The organism is Isoptericola sp. NPDC056578, from assembly GCF_042793275.1.
In the GTDB taxonomy this organism is placed as follows: Bacteria; Actinomycetota; Actinomycetes; order Actinomycetales; family Cellulomonadaceae; genus Isoptericola.
In genome coordinates this window covers 1-22,234 of record NZ_JBHTVC010000044.1, presented here as the reverse complement: position 1 = coordinate 22,234, position 22,234 = coordinate 1, and the positions used below count along the sequence as shown (strand labels likewise).

Genomic DNA, 22,234 nt, shown 5'->3' with positions numbered 1-22,234 from the left:
CGTCAGCCGAGGCCGTGCACGACGCCGTCGAACGCGACCGCGTGCCCCTCGATCGCCGTCAGCCACTCGAGGAAGCCCGTCTCCTCCCGCTCCCACACCGTGGAGCCGTCCCGGAGGTCGAGGGTGACCAGCCGGTGGTGCTCGCCGTTGCCGCTGACGCCGAACAGCAGGCGGGTGCCGTCCGTGACCGCCCCGGCGAACCAGTCGCCCGAGCCGTCGGCCGAACGCCGGAGCAGGTTGTCGCGGGCCCAGACCTGGGCGCCGGTTCCCGCGTCGAGGCCGACGAGGCCCCCCTGGGTCTGCACGACGACCACGCCCGCCACGCGGGCGAGGACGCCCTCGAGGCCGTCGGCCGTGGCATCCCACGCCTCGGCTCCGTCCGCGTCGACCGCGCTGAGCCGCAGCTCGTCGTCGACGTCGTCCTGGCCCGCGAGCACGAGGAAGGGGCCGTCGGGGTCGTCGTCCAGGACCGGCGGGAGCAGGTAGCCCGGCACCGTCGCGACGACCGTCCCGTCCTCGTCGAGCACGGTGCTCTCCTCGCCCACGGAGACGAGACCCCCGCCCGGCAGCGGTATCGCCCACCGGTCGTCCACGCCGGTGTCGAGGACGACGCCGTCGGGGGTGACGACGACCGAGGCGCCGCACACGGAGAGCGTCGTGCTCGACGGGGACGCGTCGACCATGGGTTCCGTCATCAGCTCGGGGTCGCTGTCCTCGTCCTGCGTCATCCCGCACTCGCCGAGGTCCTCCGGCCGGAGGCGCACGGTCGCCTCGCCCCGCACCTCGCCGGTGAGAGCGTCCTCCAGGCGCAGCGTCGGGTCGCGCCAGCCGTCGGCGCGGAGCTTCCGCAGGGTGTCCGCGTCGGGCAGGTCGTCCGCGGGCCAGGGCGCGGTGGCGTCGGTGATGTCGTCGACCACCGCGATCGCGCCGGCGGCTGCGGGCACCACCACCGGGGCGCCGTCCGGGGTCCCGTCGCTGAACGTGTCGATCCGTGCCGGGCCGATCGACCGCTCGCCGACCACCCCGCCGGCGGCGTCGAGCACCGTGACGGTGCGATCGTCCGGGTCGCCGCTGAGGCAGACCACGACGTCGGCGGGCGGGACCGAGTCGCTCCGGTAGCCCCGCTGGGGGCCGCACGTCGGGAAGGGCCCGACGTCGTGCCGCCACGTCTCGCGGCCGGTGCCGGCGTCGAGCGCCGCCACGGCCGTCCCTTCGGTCGTGAGCACGAGGCCGCCGCGCAGCGCCGCCAGGGCGCCGCTGCCGTTCGTGAGCCGCCACGTCCCGGCCAACGGCTCGGACAGGTCGTCGACCGCGCCCGGGAGGCCCTGGACGGCCTCGGCGCGCAGCCTCTCGCCCCGGGCCTCCAGGATCCCCGGGGTGACGGCGGCGCCGGCCGCGGCGACCACGACGACGGCGGTCCCGGCCGCGACGGCGACGCGGCCGCGGCGGGACAGAGCGCGCCAGCGGGCGGCGGCGCGGACGCGCAGGGCGGCCAGCAGCCGTCGCGCCCGGCCGGGCTCCGGGTCGTCGGGGGCCGGAGCGGGCCAGTCCTCGAGCTCGTCGTCCGGCACGAGCTCGAAGGTGGTCATCGGCTCGGCGCGACGGAACCTCGGAGGCATGACGGGAGGCTACCGGCGGTGCGGAGGCCCGGCCGTCCGCGTCGTCCGGGCGCGCGGGTGAGATCCGGGGACGTGCCCGGCGGCGGGTCACAGGTCCCGGTGGCGCCGGCCCCCGACGCCAGGGCGCCCCTGCGGGCGCGGAAGGGATCGCGCCAGGTCAGAACGCGTACGGGAAGCGCGACCAGTCGGGGTCGCGCTTCTCGAGGAAGGCGTCGCGGCCCTCGACGGCCTCGTCGGTGAGGTAGGCGAGGCGCGTGGCCTCGCCGGCGAAGACCTGCTGACCCATGAGGCCGTCGTCGGCGAGGTTGAACGCGAACTTCAGCATCCGGACCGCCTGCGGCGACTTGCCGGCGATGGTGCGCGCGTACTCGACGGCGAGGCCCTCGAGGTCGTCGTGCTCGGCCACCTCGTTGACGCCTCCCCAGCGCTCGGCGTCGTCCGCCGAGTACTCGCGCGCGAGGAAGAAGATCTCCCGCGCGCGCTTCTGCCCCACCTGCCGGGCCAGGTACGCCGACCCGTAGCCGCCGTCGAACGAGCCGACGTCGGCGTCGGTCTGCTTGAACCGTCCGTGCTGGCGGCAGGCGATCGACAGGTCCGCCACGACGTGCAGCGAGTGCCCGCCGCCCGCGGCCCAGCCGTCCACGACGGCGATGACGACCTTGGGCATCGTGCGGATGAGTCGCTGCACCTCGAGGATGTGCAGCCGCCCGGCGCGGGCCGGGTCGACGGCGTCCGCGCCGTGCTCCTCGCCGCCGCCGTCGTCGGCGGTCGTGTACTGGTACCCGGAGCGGCCGCGGATGCGCTGGTCGCCGCCGGAGCAGAACGCCCAGCCGCCGTCCTTCGGGGACGGCCCGTTGCCGGTGAGCAGCACCGTGCCGACGTCGGAGGTCATGCGGGCGTGGTCGAGCACGCGGTAGAGCTCGTCGACGGTGTGCGGCCGGAAGGCGTTGCGCACCTCGGGGCGGTCGAACGCGACGCGCACCACGGGCAGGTCGCGGACGACGGCGCCGTCGGCGTCGCGCTCCACGCCGCGGTGGTAGGTGAGGTCGGTGAGGCCCTCGAACCCGGACACCTCGCGCCACCGCGCGGGGTCGAACGTGTGGGAGACGGTCCGGGGGAGGGGTGCGCTGCTCACGCCGTCACCCTAGTTCGTCGCCGGGACGTCAGCCCCAGCACGAGCCCCGCCGCCACGACGAGCGCTCCCGCGACGCCGTGCGCCGTCGGCGCCTCGACGCCCAGCGCGAGCGACGTCACCAGGGCGGCGACCGGCATCAGGCCGGCGAAGAGCCCGGCGCGGGCGGGGCCGACCCGGGCGAGCCCGGTGTACCAGAGCAGGAAGGCGACCGCGGTGACGACGACGGACAGGTAGGCCAGGGCCGCGAGCTCGCCGCCCTCGGGCACGGCGAGCAGAGGCCCGGGCGCGAGCAGGCCCAGCACCAGGAGCTGCGGGACCGCCGCGACGCAGGCGTACGCCGAGACGCGCAGCGGTCCCAGCGTGGGCAGCAGCGGCACGGCGAGCAGCGAGAACGCCGCCTCGCACGCGAGCGCGCCGACGGCGAGCAGCAGGCCGAGCGGGTCGGCCGACCCGAGGCCCTCGACGAGCGCCACCCCCGCCGTCACGACGACCGCCGCCGCGAGCGTCCGGGGGGCGAGGCGCCGTTCCCGGACGGCCTGCGCCCCGGCCAGCACGACGGGCGTGGCGCCCACGACCGCCCCCACCAGCGAGGGCTCGGCGTGCCGGGTGGCGAGGACGACGAACGCGCTGAACCCGGTGAGGCCCGTGGCCGCGAGCGCCAGCAGGCGGGCGGCCTGGCGCGGGCTGGGCAGCACGAACGCGACCCGTCGCCACCGCATCACGGCGAGCAGGCACAGGGCGGCGACGGCGTAGCGCACCGCCTGCCCGCCCGGCACCGGGTAGTCGGCGAGCGCGGCGGAGGCGGTGAACGACGCGCCCACGAGCGCCATCGCGGCGGCGCTGCGGGCGTACGCGCCGGCGAGGCCGTCCGTGCGGGGTGACGCGCCGGTGACGCCGGCGGGGTCGGTCGAGGTGGTCATGCGGTCGACGCTACGAACTCACCTGGTCCGGTGGGCAGGGCCAGTTCGGTCCTGGTTCACTGGGCCAGACGAGGTGTGGCCCGATGCGGGTCGTGGCCGGAGGAGGAGCGTGGCTCGATGAGGCGGCTGCAGCCGGAGGACCTGCTCCTCGTGCTCGGCGCGCGCCCGCGGACCGAGGTCGGCGCGTGGCTGCGCGACGGCCTGCGGGACGCCGTCGCGACGGGGCGGCTGGAGGCCGGGGCGACCCTGCCGTCGTCGCGCTCCGCGGCGGCCGGGCTGGGCGTCTCGCGGGGCACGGTGGCGTCGGCCGTGGACGAGCTCGTGGGGGAGGGGGTGCTGGAGAGCCGCCCGCGCTCGAGCGTCGTCGTCGCCGACCTCGACCGGCCGCCGCGCGGCACGACGCCCCGGCCCGCGCGCCCCGGCGGCGGGACCGATCGCCCGGCCAGCGTCGGGGCGCCCGACCCGGCGCTCTTCCCCCGCGCGGCCTGGTCGCGCGCCGTGCGCGACGCGATGCGCGGGCTGCCCGACGCGGAGCTGGGCTATCCGGACCCGCAGGGCCTGCTCGAGCTGCGCCACGCGCTCGCCGCGCACCTGCGGACCGCGCGCGCCGCCCCGGTCGAGGCCGAGGACGTGGTGATCGTGAGCGGCGTCGCGCAGGGGCTGGCGCTGCTCGGCGACGTGCTCGCGGGCGGGGGCGGCGGTCGGCGGGTGGTCGTCGAGGACCCGGCGTCACCCGGGGTCGTCGCGCAGCTGCGCGACGCCGGCCTGGAGATCGTCCCGGTGCCCGTCGACGACCGCGGGCTGCGGACCGACGCCCTGCCCGACGCCGCGGCGGCGGTCGTGACGCCGGCCCACCAGTTCCCGCTCGGGGTGGTGCTGGCGCCCGACCGGCGTCGCGAGCTGGTCGCCTGGGCGCAGGACGGCGACCGCCTGGTGCTGGAGGACGACTACGACGCCGAGCTCCGGTACGACCGGCAGCCCGTCGGCGCCCTGCGGGGGCTGGCCCCCGCGCACGTCGCCCTGCTCGGCTCGGTGTCGAAGCTGCTGTCCCCGGCGCTGCGGCTGGGCTGGGTGGTCGCGCCGCCCGGGGTGCGTGACGCGCTCGTCGACGCCAAGCGCCGCGCCGACCTCGGCTGCTCGGTGCCGGAGCAGGCCGCGTTCGCCCGGCTGATCGCCGACGGCGCGTACGCGCGGCACCTGCGCCGGGCCCGGCTGATCTACAAGCAGCGGCGCGGGCTCCTGCTCGACGCGCTCGCGCGGGACGCGCCGCACCTCCCCGTCGAGGGAGTCGCCGCCGGACTGCACCTCGTCGTGCGGCTGCCGGACGCCGCCGCCGAGGCGACGGCGGTGGCGGCCCTGCGAGCCGTGGACGTCCCCGCCGAGCCGCTGTCCGGCACGTCGGCGCACGCCGGGTCCTGGGGCGTCGTCGTGGGCGCCGCGCGGGTGCAGGGCTCGGCCGTGCCGCGGGTCGTCGAGGTGCTCCGGTCGGCCGGCGGAGGCGCCGGGGCTCGCGGGTAGCCGCCCAGGGTGCCCGGCGCCGTCCGCGTCAGGGCTGCGGCTCCTCGGCGTCGCGGTCGGCCCTGTCGGTGGGCTCCGCGCGGGCCACCACGTCGCCAGGGAGATCGACCTCGGCGGGCACCTCGATGCCGTCGGGCGTGATCGGCCGGTCGGAGGGTTCGACCGCGATCGCGAACTCGTCCCCGTGCTCGGTGACGCCGGCGATGACGGCCTGCTTGACGGCCTCCCGGGCGTACTTCTGCCGCACGATCATGGGGTCCTGGTTGAGGTCCCGGGTCAGCGAGACCATCAGCAGCACCATCACGACCACGAACGGCAGAGCGACCAGGATGGTGAGGTTCTGGAGGCCGGTGAGCGCGTCGTTCCCGCCCACGAGCAGCATCACCGCGGCGACCGCACCCGTCGCGACGCCCCAGAAGACGACGTTGGGGCGACTCGGTTCGGCGCTGCCGCGCTGCGACAGCGTGCCCATGACGATGGAGGCGGCGTCCGCGCCGGAGACGAAGAAGATCGCGACCAGGATCATCACGACCACGGTGGTGAGCGACTGCCACGGGTACTCGCCGAGCATCCCGAACAGCTGCGCCTCCGTCTCCCCGGCGCCGGCGATGTCGGTGCCGCCCTTCTGGAGGAAGAGGCTCGCGCCACCGAAGACGCAGAACCACACGATGGTGACCAGGCTCGGCACCAGGAGGACGCCGCCGACGAACTGGCGGATCGTCCGGCCGCGGGAGATCCGGGCGATGAACATGCCGACGAAGGGCGTCCACGAGATCCACCAGGCCCAGTAGAAGACGGTCCACTGCGCCAGCCAGTCGCTGGTGGAGACACCGCCGGGGGTCGAGGCGCTGTCGGCGCCGGTCCGGGCCGCCATCATCGCCAGGTCCTGGAAGTAGGTGCCGATCGAGTTCGGGATGAGGTTCAGGATGAACACCGTCGGCCCGACCACGAAGACGAACACCGCCAGCGCCAGGGCGAGCACCATGTTGATGTTCGACAGCCACTGGATGCCGCGGGCGACGCCCGAGACCGCCGAGAGCACGAAGCAGACCGTGAGCACCGCGATGATCGCGACCAGGATGCCGTTGCCCACGTCGCCGGCCCAGCCGACGACCTGCAGGCCGCTCTTGATCTGCAGCGCACCCAGCCCGAGCGAGGCGGCCGACCCGAACAGCGTCGCGAAGATCGCGAGCATGTCGATGACCTTGCCGACCGGGCCGCGTGCGTGCCGGCCCAGCAGCGGCTCGAACACCGAGGAGATCAGCTGCTTGCGGCCCTTGCGGTAGGCGCTGTAGGCGATCGCCAGCCCGACCACGGCGTAGATCGCCCAGGGGTGCAGGGTCCAGTGGAACATCGTGGTGGACATCGCGTGCTGGACGGCCTCGGGGTCGCCGGCGTCGACGGTGCCCGGCGGCGGGTCCACGTAGTGGGCGAGCGGCTCGGCGACGCCCCAGAAGATCAGCCCGATGCCCATCCCCGCGGAGAACATCATCGCCACCCAGGACACCGTGCGGAACTCGGGTGCCTCCCCGTCGGCGCCGAGCGGGATGGCGCCGAACTTGCTGATCGCCAGCCACAGGCTGTACACGACGAACAGGCTGGCGGTGAGCACGAAGAGCCAGCCCATGTTCGTGGTCACCCAGCCCAGGGCCGAGCTGGAGGCGCTCGCCAGGCTGTCCGTGTCGACGAAACCCCAGACGAGGAAGGCGACGGCCACGGCTGCGGTGACCCCGAAGACGGTCCAGTCCATCGGACTGCGCCGCTGCTCGTCGATCCCGATCGGGTAGTCCAGGGCCGGGTGCGGCACCACCTCGGCGGTGGGCGACCTGAGGGCGCGGCCGACCCTGTCCGCCGCGTCGTGCGCGTGCCGCTTCGCGCCGCGATGTTCGACCTTGTCCGATTGCTCGTTCACTGCATGACCCCGTCCGTGACTTCGACGTCGGCTCCGTGCGACCCAGGTGGGACGGCGTCCGACCGTCTCGTACCTGGTCGCCTCCTGCAACCGCTGCGGACCGTGGGCTCGCTCCTGTCGCGGCACGCCCGGGCTCCTCCCCGGCGCCGGCACCGGGCGGGCGCACGCTGAGGTCATGAGCGTGCGGGAACCGGACGACGACGTGGTGGACCCGGAGGACGTCGCGCACGAGATCTTCGTGTACGACGCCGAGACGGTCCGCCGCGACGCCGAGCGCATCGGTGGCCGGCCTGCTCCGAGCCCGTTGACGTACGTGCCGGAGCTGGTGGACTTCACCGACTGACCGCAGGGCGACCTCCGGGCGGGGGCGTCGGCGGGGCCCCGGCGCGCCCGCGTCCCGCGACCGGCCCGCGTGGCGGCCAGTAACCTGAACGGGTGCAGCTGCTGCGTGAGATCGTGTACCGCACCCCGCTGACCACCAGGTTCCGCGGCCTCGACGTGCGCGACGGCCTGCTGCTGCGGGGCGCCGCCGGCTGGGGCGAGCTGTCCCCGTTCTGGGACTACGACGACGCGGAGTCCGCGACGTGGCTGCGCGCCGCGCGCGAGGCGGCCGACGTCGGCTTCCCCGCCCCCGTGCGCGACCGTGTGCCGGTCAACGTCACCGTGCCCGCCGTCGGGCCCGAGCGGGCGCGCGAGATCGTGCTCGCGTCGGGCGGCTGCCGCACCGCCAAGGTGAAGGTCGCGCAGCGCGGCCCCGCGGTCGACGGGCGACCTGGCCCGCTCGAGCCGCTGGCGGCGGAGGAGGCCCGCGTCGACGCGGTCCGCGCCGCCCTCGACGAGCTGCACGGTCCCGGCGTCGGGGCGATCCGGGTGGACGCGAACGGTGGCTGGTCCGTCGACGAGGCGCTCGCCCGCATCCCGGTGCTCGACGCCGCCGCCGGTGGCCTGGAGTACGTCGAGCAGCCCTGCGCCACCGTCCCCGAGCTGGCCGCCGTGCGCCGCGGGCTGCGCTCGCCCGTCCCGGTCGCCGCCGACGAGTCGATCCGTCGCGCCGCCGACCCGCTGCGGGTGGTGCGCGAGGATGCCGCGGACGTCGTCGTGCTCAAGGTGCAGCCGCTCGGCGGCGTGCGCGCCTGCCTCGACCTCGCCGAGCAGGTGGGGCTGCCGGTCGTGGTGTCGTCGGCGCTGGAGTCGTCCGTCGGCCTCGCCGCCGGGGTCGCGCTCGCGGCCGCGCTGCCCGACCTGCCCTACGCCTGCGGCCTCGCGACGTCGCAGCTCCTCGCCCACGACGTCGTCGCCGACCCGCTGCTACCGGTGGACGGCGCGCTGCCCGTGCGCCGTCCCGCACCCGACGCGGACGCCCTCGCCGCGGCCGAGCCCGACACCGCGACCCGTGAGCGCTGGCTCGCCCGGTACGCGCGACTGTCCGCCCTGCTCGAGGAGGCCGCATGAGCGCCGTCCTGCCGCCGTCGCTCGTCGCGGCGCGGGCGCTCGTGACCGACCTCGCGCTGCAGGGGGTGCGGGACGTCGTGCTGGCGCCGGGGTCCCGGTCCGCCCCGCTCGCGTACGCGCTCGCCGAGGCCGCGGACACGGGACTGCTCACGCTGCACGTGCGCGTCGACGAGCGGTCCGCCGGCTTCCTCGCGCTGGGCCTGTCGCGGGGGGCCGAGCCCGTCCTCCGCGGCGTCGGGGACGGCGAGCAGGTCGCGCTGCCGCGGCCGGTGGCCGTCGTCACGACGTCCGGCACCGCCGTCGCCAACCTCCATCCCGCGGTCCTCGAGGCGCACCACACCGGCGTGCCCCTCGTGGTGCTCGCGGCCGACCGGCCGCACGAGCTGCGTGGCACGGGCGCCTCCCAGACCACCGACCAGGTGGGGATCTTCGGTACCGCCGTGCGGTACGACGTGGACCTCCCCGCCCCGGACGGGCGCGCGGGCGAGGTGCGCGACCTGCTCGGCACGCTCGGCCGGGCGCTCGCGGCGGCGCAGGGACTGCGCGACGGGCACCCCGGCCCCGTGCACGTGAACGTCGCGTTCCGCGACCCGCTGCACCCGCCGGAGCCGCTCGCGCCGGTCCCGCCCGAGGAGACCTGGCCCGCCGGCTTCCGCCGCACGGCCGTCGTGCCCCCCGCCCCCGCGCCGGGCGACGACCCGGCGCTGCACGGCGACCCCGCGCGCACGCTCGTCGTCGCGGGCGACGGCGCGGGACCTGTCGCCCGCGCCGTCGCCGAGGCGCAGGGCTGGCCGTTGCTCGCCGAGCCGTCGTCGGGCGCGTGCGGCGGGCCGAACGCGGTCGCGGCGTACCGCTCGGTGCTGGGCGTCGACGAGCTCACCCGCGACGTCGAGCACGTCGTCGTCTTCGGCCGCCCGACGCTGTCCCGCCCCGTGCTGCGGCTGCTGGGGCGGCCCGACGTCGTCGTCACGGTCGTCGCGCCGGGCGGCGGGCCGTGGCCGGACGCCGCCCGCAACGCCGAGGTCGTCGTCCCCGCGCTCGCCGACCGGTGGTCGTCGCCGACGGCGCCCGTCGGGGCCCGCGCCGGCGACGGCGGCGGGTTCCTCGACCGGTGGCTGGCCGCCGGACGCGCGGCCGCCGCCGTCGTGGACGCCGCGACCTCGGACGCCGCCGTCGCCGAAGGGCTGCTGACGGCCCCTCATGCCGCGCTCGCCGTCGCGCGCGCCGTCGCGTCCGTGCTCGGACCCGACGACCTGCTCGTGGTCGGCTCGTCCAACCCCGTGCGCGACCTCGACCTCGTGCTCGGGCTGGACCACCCCCAGGCCGGCGACCTGCCCGACGTGCTCGCCAACCGCGGGCTGGCCGGCATCGACGGCACCGTGTCGACCGCGACGGGAGTCGCGCACGCCGCCGCCCGCCAGGGCCGCCGCACGCGCGCGCTGGTCGGCGACCTCACGTTCCTGCACGACGCCGGAGGCCTGCTGCGCGGCCCGCACGAGCCGCCCGTCGACCTGGAGATCGTCGTGGTGAACGACGACGGCGGGTCCATCTTCGCCACGCTCGAGCACGGCGAGCTCGCGACGTCGTCCCCGCAGGGCGCCGCCACCTTCGAGCGCGTCTTCGGCACGCCGCACGGCGCCCACCTCGCCCAGCTGTGCGCCGGCTACGGCGTGGACCACCAGCTGGTGCTCGACGTCGGTTCGCTGCGGCACGCCCTCCAGGCGCCGACACGTGGCGTGCAGGTGATCGAGGTGCACGTGCCGCGCGCCGACCGGCTCGCCGAGACGCGAGATCTCGCGGCCCGCGTCGCCGCCGCGGTACGGGAGGCGCTCTGACCTGCGACGACACGATTCGCAGGAAGTTCTCAGGTTGAACCAAGCGCCCCGCCAGGATGGGGTGGTCTCCTGGAGGCACACATCGAGGAGGGCACCATGAGCACCGACACCCCGGGCGCACCGCAGCCGTCGGGCGCCGACGAGCCGAACCGGAGCGCGAACCCCGCTGAGCAGCCGACCGAGCGGCCGGCCGTCCAGCCGGGCGAGCAGCCGGGCGCCGCGGACCGCACCGCGCCGCAGCCGGCCACGCAGGACACCCAGCACCTCATCGTCCAGCCGACCCAGCAGCTCCCCACCCAGGGGCCCCCGCAGCCGCCCGCTCCGCAGCAGGCGTCGCAGCAGCACGGCGCCCAGCAGCCGCGCTACGGGCAGATGGCTCCCGGGTCGCCGTACTCCACGCAGCAGCACCCGCAGGGTGCGCCGCAGCAGTACCCGCAGGCGCAGCACCCGCAGCAGGGTCAGCACCCGCAGGTGCAGCACCCGCAGCAGGGCCAGCACCCGCAGGGCCAGCCGTACGGCCAGGGCCCGGGCAACCCGTACGCCCTGGGCCAGACGTCCTCGCAGCAGGGGCCCGGGGGAGGGACCGCCACCAAGCGCGAGCGGTCCGTCTGGGTCCCCGTGGCCAGCGCGGCCGTCATCGCGGCCGTCCTCGCGAGCCTGGGTACCGCCGCGGCGACCGGCGCGTTCGACGCGGGCAACCCGTCGTCGCTGGCGAGCGTCGGCTCGTCCGCGCAGTCCACCGACGAGGCCCCGGTCAAGAACTCGACCTCGAGCAACCCGGACTGGGAGGCCGTCACGACGGCCGTGGCCCCGTCCGTGGTCGCCATCCAGGTGCAGAGCCAGTCCGGCGGCGCCGAGGGCTCCGGCGTGATCTTCGACGACCAGGGCCACATCGTCACCAACAACCACGTCGTCTCGGGCGCGCAGGACGACACCGTGCAGGTCACCCTGTCCGACGGCCGCCTGTACGAGGCGACCATCGTGGGCACCGACCCGACCACCGACCTGGCCGTCGTCAAGCTGAAGAACCCGCCGGACGACCTGAAGCCCGCGTCGTTCGGCTCGTCCGACGACGTCACGGTGGGCGACGCCGTGCTGGCCGTCGGCAACCCGCTGGGCCTGGCGAACACCGCCACCACGGGCATCGTGTCGGCGGTGGACCGCCCGGTCTCGGCGTCGGGGGAGGACGGCAGCACGCAGGTCGTCACCAACGCGATCCAGATCGACGCGGCGATCAACCCCGGCAACTCCGGCGGCCCCCTGTTCAACGCGCAGGGCCAGGTCATCGGCATCACGTCGTCGATCGCGACGATGTCGAGCGGCATGAGCGGCGAGCAGTCCGGCTCGATCGGGCTCGGGTTCGCCATCCCGGTGAACCTCGCGACCAACATCGCCGACCAGCTCATCAAGGACGGCTCGGCGGAGCACGCCTTCCTCGGCGTGACCATGCAGGACGCGACGGCCACGGCCGACGGCGTCACCCGCCGCGGCGCCCAGGTGGCCGAGGTGTCGTCCGGGTCTCCCGCCGCGGACGCCGGTCTCCAGGCCGGCGACGTGATCGTCGCGATCGACGACGACGCCGTCAACGGCGCCGAGTCGCTCACCGCGTACGTCCGGGAGAAGGCGGCCGACCAGAAGGTCACGCTGACCTACGTCCGTGACGGCAAGACGCAGACCGTCGACGTGACCCTCGCGGTCCGCGACGAGTCGGCCACGGATCAGGGCGGCTCGGGGCAGAACGGCCAGAACGGCCAGGACCCGAACGGCCAGAACGGCCAGGACGGCCAGGGTCAGGGTGACCAGAACGGTCAGGACCAGGGTGACCAGAACGGTCAGGACCAGGGCCAGGGCGGTTCCGACTCGACCGACCCGGGCAACCTGCCCGGCTGGCTCGAGGACCTGCTCCAGGGCGGCAGCGGCAACAACTGAGCCGCGGCCGGCCGGTCCGCGCACCGGCCGGCCGCACCAGCAGCCCCGCGGGCCTGCGACGACTCCCCCTCCCCGTCGCGGCCCGCGGGGCTTTGCCGTGCGCGGACCGGCGGGTCCGAGGGGGAGCGCGGCGGGTTGGCTCAGTCGGCCGCGGGGTGCAGGGCGGCGAGGACGCCGAGCGCGCTGCGCTCGAGGAAGTCGGCGAGGTCGGACGGGGCGATGTCGGGGTCGGTCGCGGCCTCGACGAGCGCCTGCTCGGCGAACGAGATCCAGGAGTGCAGCGCGACCTCGAGCAGGGGGGTGGGGGCGACGCCGATCTCCTGGAAGGCGTCGCGCAGGTGCCCGGCCAGCACGTCGCGCGCGTGCTGGATGGTGGCGCGCACGTGCTCGTCGCCGGACGCCGCGCCGCGCACGAGCGAGTAGAAGGTCGCGTCGTGGTCGTGCACGAACTCCACGAACCGGTCGAGGGTGTCGCGCAGGCGTTCGCGCGGCGGCAGCTCGGGCCGCGGCTGCGTGGCGTGCAGCATCGCGTCGCGCGCGGTGCGGACGATGGCGGAGTGCAGGCCCTGGCGGTTGCCGAAGTAGTAGTGGACGAGCCCGGGGGAGACGCCGGCCTGCGCCGCGAGGTCCTCGACGGTGACGGCCTCCAGGGGCCGGTCGGCCAGCGCGGCCACCCCGAGCGCGACGAGCTGCTGCCGGCGTTCGTCGGGGCTCATCCGGGTGCGTCGCGCGACTGCCATGACCCGAGCATATGGCCGTTTCACGAGGTGACGGCGTCGCCCGCAGGGTGAAGCGCCGCGGGCAACCGTTGCTATTGACGCCGCCTCAGTAAGGGGCGTACCGTCGCCACTCGTCGGCGACACAGGGGTCGCCATGTCGTCTGTTGGAGGGGAAATGAAGCTCAGCGCACTGACGCGCACGCGTCGAGGCCGTGCGATGCTCGCGGCGGTCCCGACGGTGGCGGTGATCGGCGTCCTCATGGGCGGCGTCGCCCAGGGCGCCGTTCCGGTGTCGATGGCGATCTCGGGCCAGCAGTTCAAGATCGCGGCCGACAAGCTCGACGGGACCGGCTTCTCGCAGTACGCCGGCGAGTCCAAGGACGCCGACGGCAAGTCGCGCCCCGTGGCGATCGCCAACATCAAGGACGCGACGCTGCACAACCTGTGCCAGTCGGTGAAGGTCCCCGGCATGCCGCTGGGCCTGCTCATCTCCGCGGGGACCGACCCCAAGAACCCGGTCACGGCGACCGACCTGCAGATCGGCATGAGCGACCTGCGCGGCACCGCGCAGTTCAACCAGATCCGGATCGGCGTCGACGCCTCCACCGTGAACACCAAGGCGCACGGCAGCAAGGGCGACTTCGCGATGGACTCCGACGCGATCACCATCGACGACCTCAAGCAGGTCTCGACGAGCACGTCGGCCGCGGTCTTCAAGCTCACCGACCTGCACCTCAAGATCTCCGACGGCACCGAGTGCTTCTGAGCGGCCCCGGCGACCAGGGAGACCAGGCGTGAGCGACGAGAGCACCTCGATCCCCGAGGCGTGCCCCGAGCCGTCCGCGGCGTCGACCCCGGAGGTGCCGGCCACCCGCCGCCAGCGGTTCGCCGCCTGGCGGCGGGACCGGCCCTTCTGGGGCGGCACGCTCGCGATCCTGTCGGGCCTGGTGCTGTGGTTCTCCGGCCGGCTGCAGATCGACAACTTCGAGATCCAGCTCGGCATCGAGGGCATGCAGTCGACGCTGCTGCCCGTGGCGCTGGTGCTCCTCGGCGCCCTCGTGATGACGCAGCCGCAGTTCCGCGTGTTCTACGGCGTGATCACGCTGGCGATCTCGGTCTACTCGCTGCTGGGCGTGAACCTGGGCGGCTTCGGCGTCGGCATGATCCTCGGCGTCGTCGGCGGCATCCTCGCGGTCTCGTGGATGCCGCGGCCCGCGGCCGAGGCTGCCGAGGCGGAGCCTGCGGCGGACGACGTGCCCGCGACGGCGCCGGACCGCGACGCCGCCCCGGCGCCCGCCGACCCGCGGGAGGTGCAGGAGGTCGGTCTCGCCGAGATCCTGCCGTTCGACGAGGAGCCGGCCCGTGGTGGGCGGCACGTGGCCGTCGTCGCGGCGGTCGCCGTGCTCGCCCTCGGGGGCACGGGGACGACGGCGGTCGAGGCGGCCGCGGCGCCCGCGTCGCAGGTGCGCGCGGCGTCGGACTGCTGGGACCCGCTGGGGTGGCTCGAGTGGGCCTGCGGCAGCGACGACGACGAAGAGTCGACGCCCAGCCCCTCGCCGTCCGCGTCTCAGGACGCCGGCGGTTCCGGCGAGGCCACGGACGACAGCAGCACCGGGGCGACGGACGACGGCGCGTCCGCCGGCGACGGGACGGCCGCCGACGCGTCCGGCGCGGAGGACGACGCCCCGAAGGGCGCCGACGCGAAGGACGCCGACGGCAAGGACGCCGACAAGGACGGCAAGGCCGAGGAGGACACCCCGGCCGAGGAGCAGGCGCAGGACGACGTCGAGAAGGAGTTCAAGCTCGAGCTCGGCCCCTGCGCGCGGATCACGTTCGGCGGCGAGTACGACATCAACGTCTCGCTGCCGGGGGACTGCGGCAAGCGCGAGGACGCCAACGTGTTCTCCGTCGACGGCGAGCTCGAGACGCGGGACCTGCAGCTGCCGCTCACCGGCATCAACGGCATCGACGTGGTCAACGTGCCCGTGACGAACGACGGTCCGCGACGCGACGCGCTGCGCATCAACGTCGACTACGTCAAGGTGCCGGGGTTCTGGCTCAAGACCTACGCCGACAACAACGGCAAGGTCGGCGGCACGGTCACCGACGCGGACTACGTGTCGATGGAGGGCGACGCGCAGATGTACATCTCGTCCATCCACGCGGACCTGCCCGACGGGGACGACTGGGCAGAGCTGGGCGAGAAGATCGCGGCGGGCGCGTCGCCGGTCGAGATGCTGCTCGGTCTGACCGACGCGCGGATCGGCCTCATGGGGGCCACCTCGGACAAGCAGGTCTGGTCCGGCTTCCGCGAGCAGGTCTGGGAGGAGTAGGCGCCTCGGCGTCGGGCGTCAGTCCGCGCCGAGCGCCCACCGCATGGGCACGAGCTTCGCCTCGGACTCGGCGAGCTCGGCCTCCGGGTCGGAGGCGGCGACGATGCCGCAGCCGGCGAACAGCCGCACGTGCCGCGGGTCGGCGGCCGAGAGCTCGGCGGACCGCAGCGCGATGCCCCACTCGCCGTCGCCGTCGGCGCCGACCCACCCGACCGGACCGGCGTAGCGGGACCGGTCCATCCCCTCGATCTCGCGGATGAGGTCGCGGGCGACGTTCGTCGGCGTCCCGCACACGGCGGCCGACGGGTGCAGCGCGGCCGCCAGGGTGAGCGAGGACGGCGCCCGCCCGGCCGCGTCGCGGCCGTGGTCGAGGACGCGGTCGAGGACTCCCGTGACGTCGGACGCGAGGTGCATGACGTTCGGCAGGTGCAGCACGAACGGGGCGTCCGGCACGTTCATCGACGAGCAGAACGGCTCGAGCGCGGCCGCCACGGAGCGCACGGCGTACTCGTGCTCCTCGAGGTCCTTGGAGGAGCGGGCGAGCTGCGCCGCGTGCAGCAGGGCGTCGTCGTCGGACATCCCGGCCTCGCGGCGGATGGTGCCGGCCAGCACGCGGGAGGTCACGAGCCCCTTCTCGCTGCGCACCAGGAGCTCGGGGGTGGCGCCCACCATGCCGGAGACGGAGAAGGTCCAGCAGGCCTCGTAGCGGTCGGCGAGGCGGCGCAGCAGCCACCGCGGGTCCAGGGGATGCTCGGTGGTGGCGAGGACGTCGCGCGCCAGCACCACCTTCTCGAGACCTCCCGACTGGATGCGGGCCACGCCCTCGCGCACGACGGCGGGCCAGTCCGCGGCGGCGACGGCACCGTCGGCGAAGCGGACCCGGCCGGGGGCGGCGACGTCCGTGCGCGGCTCGCGGCGCAGGGCGGCGGTGCCCGGCACGGCGTCGAGGCTCGCGCCGGGGGTGATGGTGGTCATCCAGGTGACGCCGGCACGGCGCCCGACGACGACGCGCGGCACCACGAGCGACCCGTCCGGCCGCGGGTGGCCGGCGTCGTCGCCGTCCTGGTCGTCGAGCTGGCCGGCGTCGTCGAAGGCGAAGGTGCCGAACGCGACGGGCCCCGTGCCGGGCAGGCGCACGTCGTCGCGCACCACGGCCCGCTGGAGGGTGGCCTGCCAGGCGGCCTCGGCGTCGGCGAACCGGCCGGGCCCGAAGGTGTCGAAGCGGAGCGCCTCGCCCCAGCCGACGATGCCGTCGCCGCGCCGCACCCAGCTCAGCGGGCGGGTGTCCGGCAGGAGGTCGACGAGGGCGGTGAGACCGCCGGGAAGGTCGTCGATCCGGGAGGTGCGGACCAGGAGCGCGAGGGGCTCCGTGGCCGGCGCTGTCGCGGGATCGGGGCTGGTGCCGGTGGTCGTGCCCGGGTGGGGGCGCGGCGCCGGCAGGGGCGTGGCGGACATCGGCTCCAGGGTACGCCCGACGGTCCGCCACGCCCCGCTCACGGTGCGCGGCTCAGCCCCGTGTGCTGCACCGACCACTCACCTCGAGGTCGCCTCGCCCTCCCGGCGGTTGGACCGGTTGAGCACGCCGTCGTCGGCGAGGTCCTCGAGCTGCTCGTCGTCGACGGCCTTGCTCGCGGTGCCCTTGACGAAGACCGAGGGGTTCTCGGGCGTGCCGGCCTTGATGTGGTTGAACAGGATGTTCAGCAGGATCGCCATCAGCGCGGCCGAGCTGATCCCCGAGTGGAAGATGGTGCCGAACCACGTGGGGAACTGGTCGTAGAAGTCGGGCTTCGCGATCGGGATCATGCCGAACGAGATCGACGCCGCCACGATGATGAGGTTCATCGAGTTCTTGTAGTCGACCTTGGCCAGGGTGCGGATGCCCGACGCCGCCACCGACCCGAACAGCACCACGCCGGCGCCGCCGAGCACGGGGGTCGGGACGGCGGCCACGACGCGGCCCAGCACCGGCAGCAGGCCGAGGACCACGAGGATCACGCCGCCGGCCGACACCACGAAGCGCGACTTCACGCCGGTGATCGCGACGAGGCCCACGTTCTGGGCGAACGCGGACTGCGTGAACGAGCCGAAGACCGGCGACACGACGGACGACGCCATGTCGGCGCGCAGGCCGTTCGCGATCCGCTTGCGGTCCACCTTCGTGCCGACGATCTCGCCGACGGCGATGATGTCCGCGGTCGTCTCCGTGAGCGTCACCAGGATGACGATGAGCATCGAGACGATGGCGGCGACCTCGAACGTCGGCGCGCCGAAGCTGAACGGCGTCGGGAACGCGAACACCGGGCCCTCGCCGACGCCGGCGAAGTCCGCCATCCCGAGGGCGAGCGCGATCAGGGTGCCGGCGACGATCGCGATGAGGATCGACAGCCGCGAGACGACGCCGGAGCCCACCTTGGACAGCAGGATGACGATCGCGAAGGTGAGGAACGCGAGCCCGATGTTGCTCGTGGAGCCGTAGTCGGGCGCCTCGGCGTTCCCGCCCATCGCCCAGTTCGCCGCCACCGGCATGAGGGTCAGGCCGATCGTCGTGATGACGACGCCGGTGACCACGGGCGGGAAGAACCGGATGATCTGGGCGAAGAACGGCGTGATGAGGAACCCGATCGCCGACGCGACGAGCACCGCGCCGAGGACGGCGGGGATCCCGCCGCCGCCCCCGACGATCGCGACCATGGTCGAGACGCCGGCGAACGACACGCCCTGCACCAGCGGGAGCTGGGAGCCGAAGAACTTGATCCCGACCGTCTGCAGGATCGTCGCCAGGCCGCCCATGAAGAGCGAGGCGGCGATGAGCGTGCCGATCTCCGCCGAGGTGAGCCCGGCGGCGCCGCCCACGATGAGCGGCGGGGCGATGATGCCGCCGTACATCGTCAGGACGTGCTGGAAGCCGTACCCGAACGTCGCGCCGATCGGCAGGCGCTCGTCCTCGGGGCGGGCGGGACCGGTCGCCGCGCGGGTGGTAGCGGACCGTGACATAGCGGACCTCCTCGTTCGCTATCGATGGTCTTTACTCTTCCGGTGTGCGGAAGAAGCCTTCCACTATTCGACCGGCAAGTGTGATCTGTGTCAACCCCTTCCGGGGGGTGGATCTGGGACCTTCTGCGGCCTCAGCCCGCGACGAGTCGGCGCGCCGCCTCACGGTGGTCGGCCAGGAGGGCCGGCAGGTCGAGGCCGACCACCGCGCCGTCGACGACGCGCCACCCGCCGCCGACCATCACCCGGTCGGCGCGGTCCGCGCCGCACAGCAGGAGCGCGGCGACCGGGTCGTGCGAGCCCGAGAAGCGGGGCTCGTCGAGCCGCCACAGCGCGAGGTCGGCCTGCTTGCCGACGGCGAGCACGCCGAGGTCGTCGCGCCCCAGGACGCGCGCGGAGCCGCGCGTGGCCCAGCCCAGGGCGCGCGCGACCGGCACGGAGGCGCCGTACTTGAGCCGCTGCAGGTACAGCGCCTGGCGGGCCTCGGGCATCATCGTCGACGCGTCGTTCGACGCGGAGCCGTCCACGCCGAGGCCCACCGGCGCGCCGGCGTCCTCCAGCTCCAGCACCCGTGCGATCCCGGACGCGAGCCGCATGTTCGACGTCGGGCAGTGCGCCACCCCGGTGCCCGCCGCGCCGAGCCGGGCGATCTCGGCGTCGTCGAAGTGGATGCCGTGGCCCAGCCAGGCCCGGTCGGTGAGCCAGCCGACCGACTCGAGGTAGTCCACCGTGCGCATGCCGAACCGCTCGCGCAGGAAGTCCTCCTCGTCGATCGTCTCCGCCAGGTGGGTGTGCAGGCGCACGTCGTGCCGCTCGGCCAGCTCGGCGGTGTCGCGCATGGTCGAGGGCGTCACCGAGAACGGCGAGCACGGCGCCAGCGCGATCTGCACCCGCGCCCCCTCGCCCCGCTCGTGGTACGTGGAGATCAGTCGCTCGGAGTCGGCCAGGATCGTGTCCGGGTCCTGCACCACGGACTGCGGCGGCAGCCCGCCGTCGTCCGTGCCGAGCGACATCGAGCCGCGCGTCAGCGTGGCGCGCATCCCGAGCTCGCGGACCGCCGCGACCTGGATGTCGATCGCGTCGTCCAGCCCCGCCGGGAACACGTAGTGGTGGTCGGCCGCCGTGGTGCAGCCGGACAGCAGCAGCTCGGTCAGCGCGACCTTCGTCGCGAGCTCGTGAGCGCGCGGCGTGAGGCGCGCCCAGACCGGGTAGAGCGTGGTGAGCCAGGGGAACAGCTCGGCGTCGGCGACCGGCCCCCAGGCGCGCGTGAGGGTCTGGTAGAAGTGATGGTGCGTGTTGATCAGGCCGGGCGTGACCACGTGCTCGGACGCGTCGAACGTCTCGTCGACCGGTGCCGACGGGCTCGCACCCGCCGCGACCAGCTCGGTGATCACGCCGCCCGCGACGACGACGCCGCCGCGGGCGTCGGGGGCGTCGGGCCCGTCGTCGGCGGTGAAGACGGCCAGCGGGTTCTTGATCCAGGTGCTCATCGGTGCCTCCATGGCGGCGGCACCGGGGGAGCGGCGCCGCGTCGCGCCGGCTCAGTGGTCCTGTCTGCCGATCCAGGGAGGGACGGCACCGCGCCGTCCTCTGCCGCGACGGTAGGTGAGCGGCGCTCGGCGCGTCAACGGTGCGTGCGACCATGACGTCCATGTCCCGCGCCAGCCTGGAGAAGAAGCCCGCCGAGGTCGCGTCGATGTTCGACGGGATCGCCGAGCGCTACGACCTCGTCAACGACCTCGTCTCCCTGGGCCAGGACCGGCGGTGGCGCCGCGCGGTGGTGGACGCCGTCGCGGCCGTCCCCGGCGAGCGGGTGCTCGACCTCGCGGCCGGCACCGGCACGTCGAGCGAGCCGTTCGCCGCCGACGGCGCGCTGGTGGTGCCGTCCGACTTCAGCCTCGGCATGCTCGCGGTGGGCAAGGAGCGCCGTCCGGACCTGTCGTTCGTCGCGGGCGACGCCACCCGGCTGCCGTTCGCGGACGGCGCGTTCGACGCGGTGACGATCAGCTTCGGGCTGCGCAACGTGGTGGACACCGACGCCGCGCTGCGCGAGATGCTGCGCGTCGTGCGTCCCGGCGGGCGGGTGGTGATCTGCGAGTTCTCCACGCCCACCTGGACGCCGTTCCGCACGGTGTACATGGAGTACCTCATGCGCGCGCTGCCGGTGGTGGCGGGCGCCGTGACGCGCGACCGAGGGTCCTACGACTACCTCGCCGAGTCCATCCGGAGCTGGCCCGACCAGGCGGCCCTCGGCCGCCGGATGATCGACGCCGGCTGGGACCGCGTGTCCTACCGCAACCTCACCGGCGGCATCGTCGCCCTGCACCGGGCCGTGCGCCCGGCCTGACCGCGTCGCGCGGTCCCGACCTCGGGCTTTGACGTCCCCGAGGGCCCCGGCGTATCGTCGCTTCGATCCTGAAACGATTCAAAGACGACGTTCGGCACGACGACGTACGCAGGGAAGGCACGGTCGATGACGACACCACACAGCGCGACGCGCCCGACGCAGGGCGGCGGGACCCGCCTGCACGGCTACCGGGCGACCGTCGCGGTCGCGATGTCCAACTACATCGAGGCGGGCTCGATCATCGCGCTCGCCACCAGCCTCACGCTCTGGCAGGAGCACTTCGGGCTGAGCAACCTCGCCGTCGGGCTCGCCGCGGCCCTGAGCGCCAACGCGTTCGGCGCGGCGGTGGGCGCCATGATCGGCGGGCCGCTCGGCGACCGGTACGGGCGCAAGTTCATCTACACCTACGACCTGCTGCTCTACATGCTCGGCACGGCCTTCATCGTGTTCGCCGGGGCGCCGTGGATGCTGTTCGTCGGCATCGTCCTCACCGGCATCGCCGTGGGCGCGGGCGTGCCCGTCGCGTGGACGTACATCGCGGAGGAGGCCCCCGACGACCAGCGTGCCCGGCACGTCGGCACCGCCCAGCTCGCATGGTCGCTCGGGCCGTTCGTCGGCTTCGTGCTCGCGACGGCGCTGGTCCCGCTCGGCCTGCTGGGAAGCCGCATCATCTTCGCGCACCTGTTCGTCATCGCCTTCGTCACCTGGTGGGTGCGGCGCGGGCTCGCCGAGTCCGACGTCTGGAAGCAGTCGAACGCCAAGCAGGTCGCCCTCGGCCGCAAGCGGCGCGGCTTCCGCGAGCTGATCTCGCACCCGCAGAACGTCAAGGCGCTGCTGTTCCTCGTCGGCGTCTACGCCCTGTGGAACACGGTCGCCGGGCAGGCCGGCATCTTCATGCCCCGCGTCTACCAGACCGCGGGCGTCGAGAGCGCCGTCGCGCAGAACCTGCTGCAGGTGCTGGTGTGGGGCCTGACGTCGGCCGCCACCTTCTGGGGCTTCATGAGGTACGGCGACCGGGTGAGCCGCCGCCTGCTCTACGGCATCGGCGCGGTCATGGCCGTCGCCGCGTGGATGATCCTCGCCTTCGTCCCGCACGTCTCGATGCCCCTGCTCATCGCGTACGCCGTCCTGTGGGGCGTGTCCGCCGGCATCGGCGCGCAGGCGTTCTACGCGCTGTGGACCGCCGAGCTGTTCGCCACGGCGTACCGCGCGTCGGCGCAGGGCGTGCTGTTCTTCGTCGCCCGCATCGCGGTGGGCCTGCTCAGCTACCTGTTCCCGACGATGCTCGCCGAGCGGGGTGTGCCGTTCGTCGGCGGCATCATGGTCGCGCTCCTGGTCGCCTCGCTCGTCATCGGCGTCGTGTGGACCCCCGACACCGCCGGCAAGAGCCTCAAGGAGATCGAGCAGGAGCGCTACGGCGCCGACCTCGACGACGCGGAGGTCTCGGGCGTCCGTTGACGCCATCGTAGGGATCCGTTCGGCAGCGGGTGGGTCAGCTCGGCACGTGGCGGTGCCGAGCTGATC

Annotated in this window: 17 protein-coding genes; 9 read left to right on the top strand and 8 right to left on the bottom strand. The window is 74.5% G+C overall.

Features of this window, described 5'->3' with window-relative positions:
• Window positions 1-2 precede the first annotated feature (2 nt).
• The 3 genes from ACFQ80_RS16115 to ACFQ80_RS16105 all read right to left on the bottom strand — a co-directional run bounded on the left by ACFQ80_RS16115 (window position 3) and on the right by ACFQ80_RS16105 (window position 3,674).
• Window positions 3-1,619 (bottom strand): PQQ-binding-like beta-propeller repeat protein, encoded by a 1,617-nt coding sequence (locus ACFQ80_RS16115; RefSeq protein ID WP_430564340.1) that lies wholly within the window; start codon window positions 1,617-1,619, stop codon window positions 3-5.
• Between the two features lie 157 nt (window positions 1,620-1,776).
• Window positions 1,777-2,754, bottom strand: a complete 978-nt coding sequence (locus ACFQ80_RS16110; protein WP_430550595.1) for a 1,4-dihydroxy-2-naphthoyl-CoA synthase — start codon at window positions 2,752-2,754, stop codon at window positions 1,777-1,779.
• Window positions 2,751-3,674: a DMT family transporter gene (locus tag ACFQ80_RS16105; protein ID WP_430564339.1), complete on the bottom strand. Its 924-nt coding sequence runs from the start codon at window positions 3,672-3,674 to the stop codon at window positions 2,751-2,753. Before ACFQ80_RS16105 ends, ACFQ80_RS16110 begins: the two co-directional genes overlap by 4 nt.
• 117 nt (window positions 3,675-3,791) lie before the next feature.
• Here ACFQ80_RS16105 and ACFQ80_RS16100 point away from each other — a divergent pair, with 117 nt between their 5' ends.
• Window positions 3,792-5,192: a PLP-dependent aminotransferase family protein gene (locus ACFQ80_RS16100; RefSeq protein WP_430564338.1), complete on the top strand. Its 1,401-nt coding sequence runs from the start codon at window positions 3,792-3,794 to the stop codon at window positions 5,190-5,192.
• A gap of 28 nt (window positions 5,193-5,220) precedes the next feature.
• Here the strand turns inward: ACFQ80_RS16100 and ACFQ80_RS16095 are convergent, their stop codons facing one another.
• Complete coding sequence (locus ACFQ80_RS16095; protein WP_430550771.1) at window positions 5,221-6,942, bottom strand: BCCT family transporter; 1,722 nt, start codon at window positions 6,940-6,942, stop codon at window positions 5,221-5,223.
• Between the two features lie 337 nt (window positions 6,943-7,279).
• On the opposite strand from ACFQ80_RS16095, the gene ACFQ80_RS16090 reads away from it, so the two are divergent.
• The 4 genes from ACFQ80_RS16090 (at window position 7,280) to ACFQ80_RS16075 (ending at window position 12,320) form a co-directional block, all read left to right on the top strand.
• Window positions 7,280-7,447 carry a hypothetical protein gene (locus ACFQ80_RS16090; RefSeq protein ID WP_430550592.1) on the top strand — a complete coding sequence of 56 codons (168 nt, stop codon included), beginning with the start codon at window positions 7,280-7,282 and terminating at the stop codon, window positions 7,445-7,447.
• A gap of 92 nt (window positions 7,448-7,539) precedes the next feature.
• A complete protein-coding gene (locus tag ACFQ80_RS16085; protein WP_430564337.1) occupies window positions 7,540-8,556 on the top strand; it encodes an o-succinylbenzoate synthase in 1,017 nt (338 codons plus the stop codon).
• Window positions 8,553-10,391 carry a 2-succinyl-5-enolpyruvyl-6-hydroxy-3-cyclohexene-1-carboxylic-acid synthase gene (menD, locus tag ACFQ80_RS16080; protein ID WP_430564336.1) on the top strand — a complete coding sequence of 613 codons (1,839 nt, stop codon included), beginning with the start codon at window positions 8,553-8,555 and terminating at the stop codon, window positions 10,389-10,391. Before ACFQ80_RS16085 ends, menD begins: the two co-directional genes overlap by 4 nt.
• Before the next feature lie 96 nt (window positions 10,392-10,487).
• Window positions 10,488-12,320, top strand: coding sequence for a trypsin-like peptidase domain-containing protein (locus tag ACFQ80_RS16075; RefSeq protein ID WP_430564335.1), 1,833 nt, complete (start codon window positions 10,488-10,490; stop codon window positions 12,318-12,320).
• A 140-nt stretch (window positions 12,321-12,460) separates the two neighbouring features.
• Here ACFQ80_RS16075 and ACFQ80_RS16070 read toward each other — a convergent pair whose 3' ends face one another.
• Complete coding sequence (locus ACFQ80_RS16070; protein WP_430550588.1) at window positions 12,461-13,060, bottom strand: TetR/AcrR family transcriptional regulator; 600 nt, start codon at window positions 13,058-13,060, stop codon at window positions 12,461-12,463.
• A 154-nt stretch (window positions 13,061-13,214) separates the two neighbouring features.
• On the opposite strand from ACFQ80_RS16070, the gene ACFQ80_RS16065 reads away from it, so the two are divergent.
• Together ACFQ80_RS16065 and ACFQ80_RS16060 are read left to right on the top strand one after the other, a co-directional pair.
• Complete coding sequence (locus ACFQ80_RS16065; RefSeq protein ID WP_430564334.1) at window positions 13,215-13,805, top strand: DUF6230 family protein; 591 nt, start codon at window positions 13,215-13,217, stop codon at window positions 13,803-13,805.
• 28 nt (window positions 13,806-13,833) lie between these two features.
• Window positions 13,834-15,372, top strand: coding sequence for a DUF6114 domain-containing protein (locus ACFQ80_RS16060; protein ID WP_430564333.1), 1,539 nt, complete (start codon window positions 13,834-13,836; stop codon window positions 15,370-15,372).
• A gap of 18 nt (window positions 15,373-15,390) precedes the next feature.
• Here the strand turns inward: ACFQ80_RS16060 and ACFQ80_RS16055 are convergent, their stop codons facing one another.
• From ACFQ80_RS16055 to ACFQ80_RS16045, 3 genes are all read right to left on the bottom strand, one after another.
• Complete coding sequence (locus tag ACFQ80_RS16055; protein ID WP_430564332.1) at window positions 15,391-16,827, bottom strand: isochorismate synthase MenF; 1,437 nt, start codon at window positions 16,825-16,827, stop codon at window positions 15,391-15,393.
• 78 nt (window positions 16,828-16,905) lie between these two features.
• A complete protein-coding gene (locus ACFQ80_RS16050; RefSeq protein ID WP_430550584.1) occupies window positions 16,906-18,366 on the bottom strand; it encodes a nucleobase:cation symporter-2 family protein in 1,461 nt (486 codons plus the stop codon).
• A 131-nt stretch (window positions 18,367-18,497) separates the two neighbouring features.
• The gene (locus ACFQ80_RS16045; protein ID WP_430564331.1) at window positions 18,498-19,853 is read right to left on the bottom strand and encodes an 8-oxoguanine deaminase; all 1,356 of its coding nucleotides are present in this window, start codon (window positions 19,851-19,853) and stop codon (window positions 18,498-18,500) included.
• Window positions 19,854-20,014: 161 nt separating this feature from the next.
• On the opposite strand from ACFQ80_RS16045, the gene ACFQ80_RS16040 reads away from it, so the two are divergent.
• Both ACFQ80_RS16040 and ACFQ80_RS16035 read left to right on the top strand, forming a co-directional pair.
• Window positions 20,015-20,710, top strand: coding sequence for a demethylmenaquinone methyltransferase (locus ACFQ80_RS16040; RefSeq protein WP_430564330.1), 696 nt, complete (start codon window positions 20,015-20,017; stop codon window positions 20,708-20,710).
• Between the two features lie 126 nt (window positions 20,711-20,836).
• A complete protein-coding gene (locus ACFQ80_RS16035; RefSeq protein WP_430564329.1) occupies window positions 20,837-22,168 on the top strand; it encodes an MFS transporter in 1,332 nt (443 codons plus the stop codon).
• The last annotated feature ends 66 nt before the right edge of the window (window positions 22,169-22,234 follow it).

What these genes read in the sequence shown, in the direction of transcription:
- ACFQ80_RS16055 (WP_430564332.1), bottom strand. Translation starts at nt 16,827, where the DNA reads ATGTCCGCCACGCCCCTGCCGGCGCCGCGCCCCCACCCGGGCACGACC.
- ACFQ80_RS16115 (WP_430564340.1), bottom strand. Translation starts at nt 1,619, where the DNA reads ATGCCTCCGAGGTTCCGTCGCGCCGAGCCGATGACCACCTTCGAGCTC.
- ACFQ80_RS16090 (WP_430550592.1), top strand. Translation starts at nt 7,280, where the DNA reads ATGAGCGTGCGGGAACCGGACGACGACGTGGTGGACCCGGAGGACGTC.
- ACFQ80_RS16045 (WP_430564331.1), bottom strand. Translation starts at nt 19,853, where the DNA reads ATGAGCACCTGGATCAAGAACCCGCTGGCCGTCTTCACCGCCGACGAC.
- ACFQ80_RS16105 (WP_430564339.1), bottom strand. Translation starts at nt 3,674, where the DNA reads ATGACCACCTCGACCGACCCCGCCGGCGTCACCGGCGCGTCACCCCGC.
- menD (WP_430564336.1), top strand. Translation starts at nt 8,553, where the DNA reads ATGAGCGCCGTCCTGCCGCCGTCGCTCGTCGCGGCGCGGGCGCTCGTG.
- ACFQ80_RS16100 (WP_430564338.1), top strand. Translation starts at nt 3,792, where the DNA reads ATGAGGCGGCTGCAGCCGGAGGACCTGCTCCTCGTGCTCGGCGCGCGC.
- ACFQ80_RS16065 (WP_430564334.1), top strand. Translation starts at nt 13,215, where the DNA reads ATGAAGCTCAGCGCACTGACGCGCACGCGTCGAGGCCGTGCGATGCTC.
- ACFQ80_RS16095 (WP_430550771.1), bottom strand. Translation starts at nt 6,942, where the DNA reads ATGGACTGGACCGTCTTCGGGGTCACCGCAGCCGTGGCCGTCGCCTTC.
- ACFQ80_RS16040 (WP_430564330.1), top strand. Translation starts at nt 20,015, where the DNA reads ATGTCCCGCGCCAGCCTGGAGAAGAAGCCCGCCGAGGTCGCGTCGATG.
- ACFQ80_RS16070 (WP_430550588.1), bottom strand. Translation starts at nt 13,060, where the DNA reads ATGGCAGTCGCGCGACGCACCCGGATGAGCCCCGACGAACGCCGGCAG.
- ACFQ80_RS16035 (WP_430564329.1), top strand. Translation starts at nt 20,837, where the DNA reads ATGACGACACCACACAGCGCGACGCGCCCGACGCAGGGCGGCGGGACC.
- ACFQ80_RS16050 (WP_430550584.1), bottom strand. Translation starts at nt 18,366, where the DNA reads ATGTCACGGTCCGCTACCACCCGCGCGGCGACCGGTCCCGCCCGCCCC.
- ACFQ80_RS16075 (WP_430564335.1), top strand. Translation starts at nt 10,488, where the DNA reads ATGAGCACCGACACCCCGGGCGCACCGCAGCCGTCGGGCGCCGACGAG.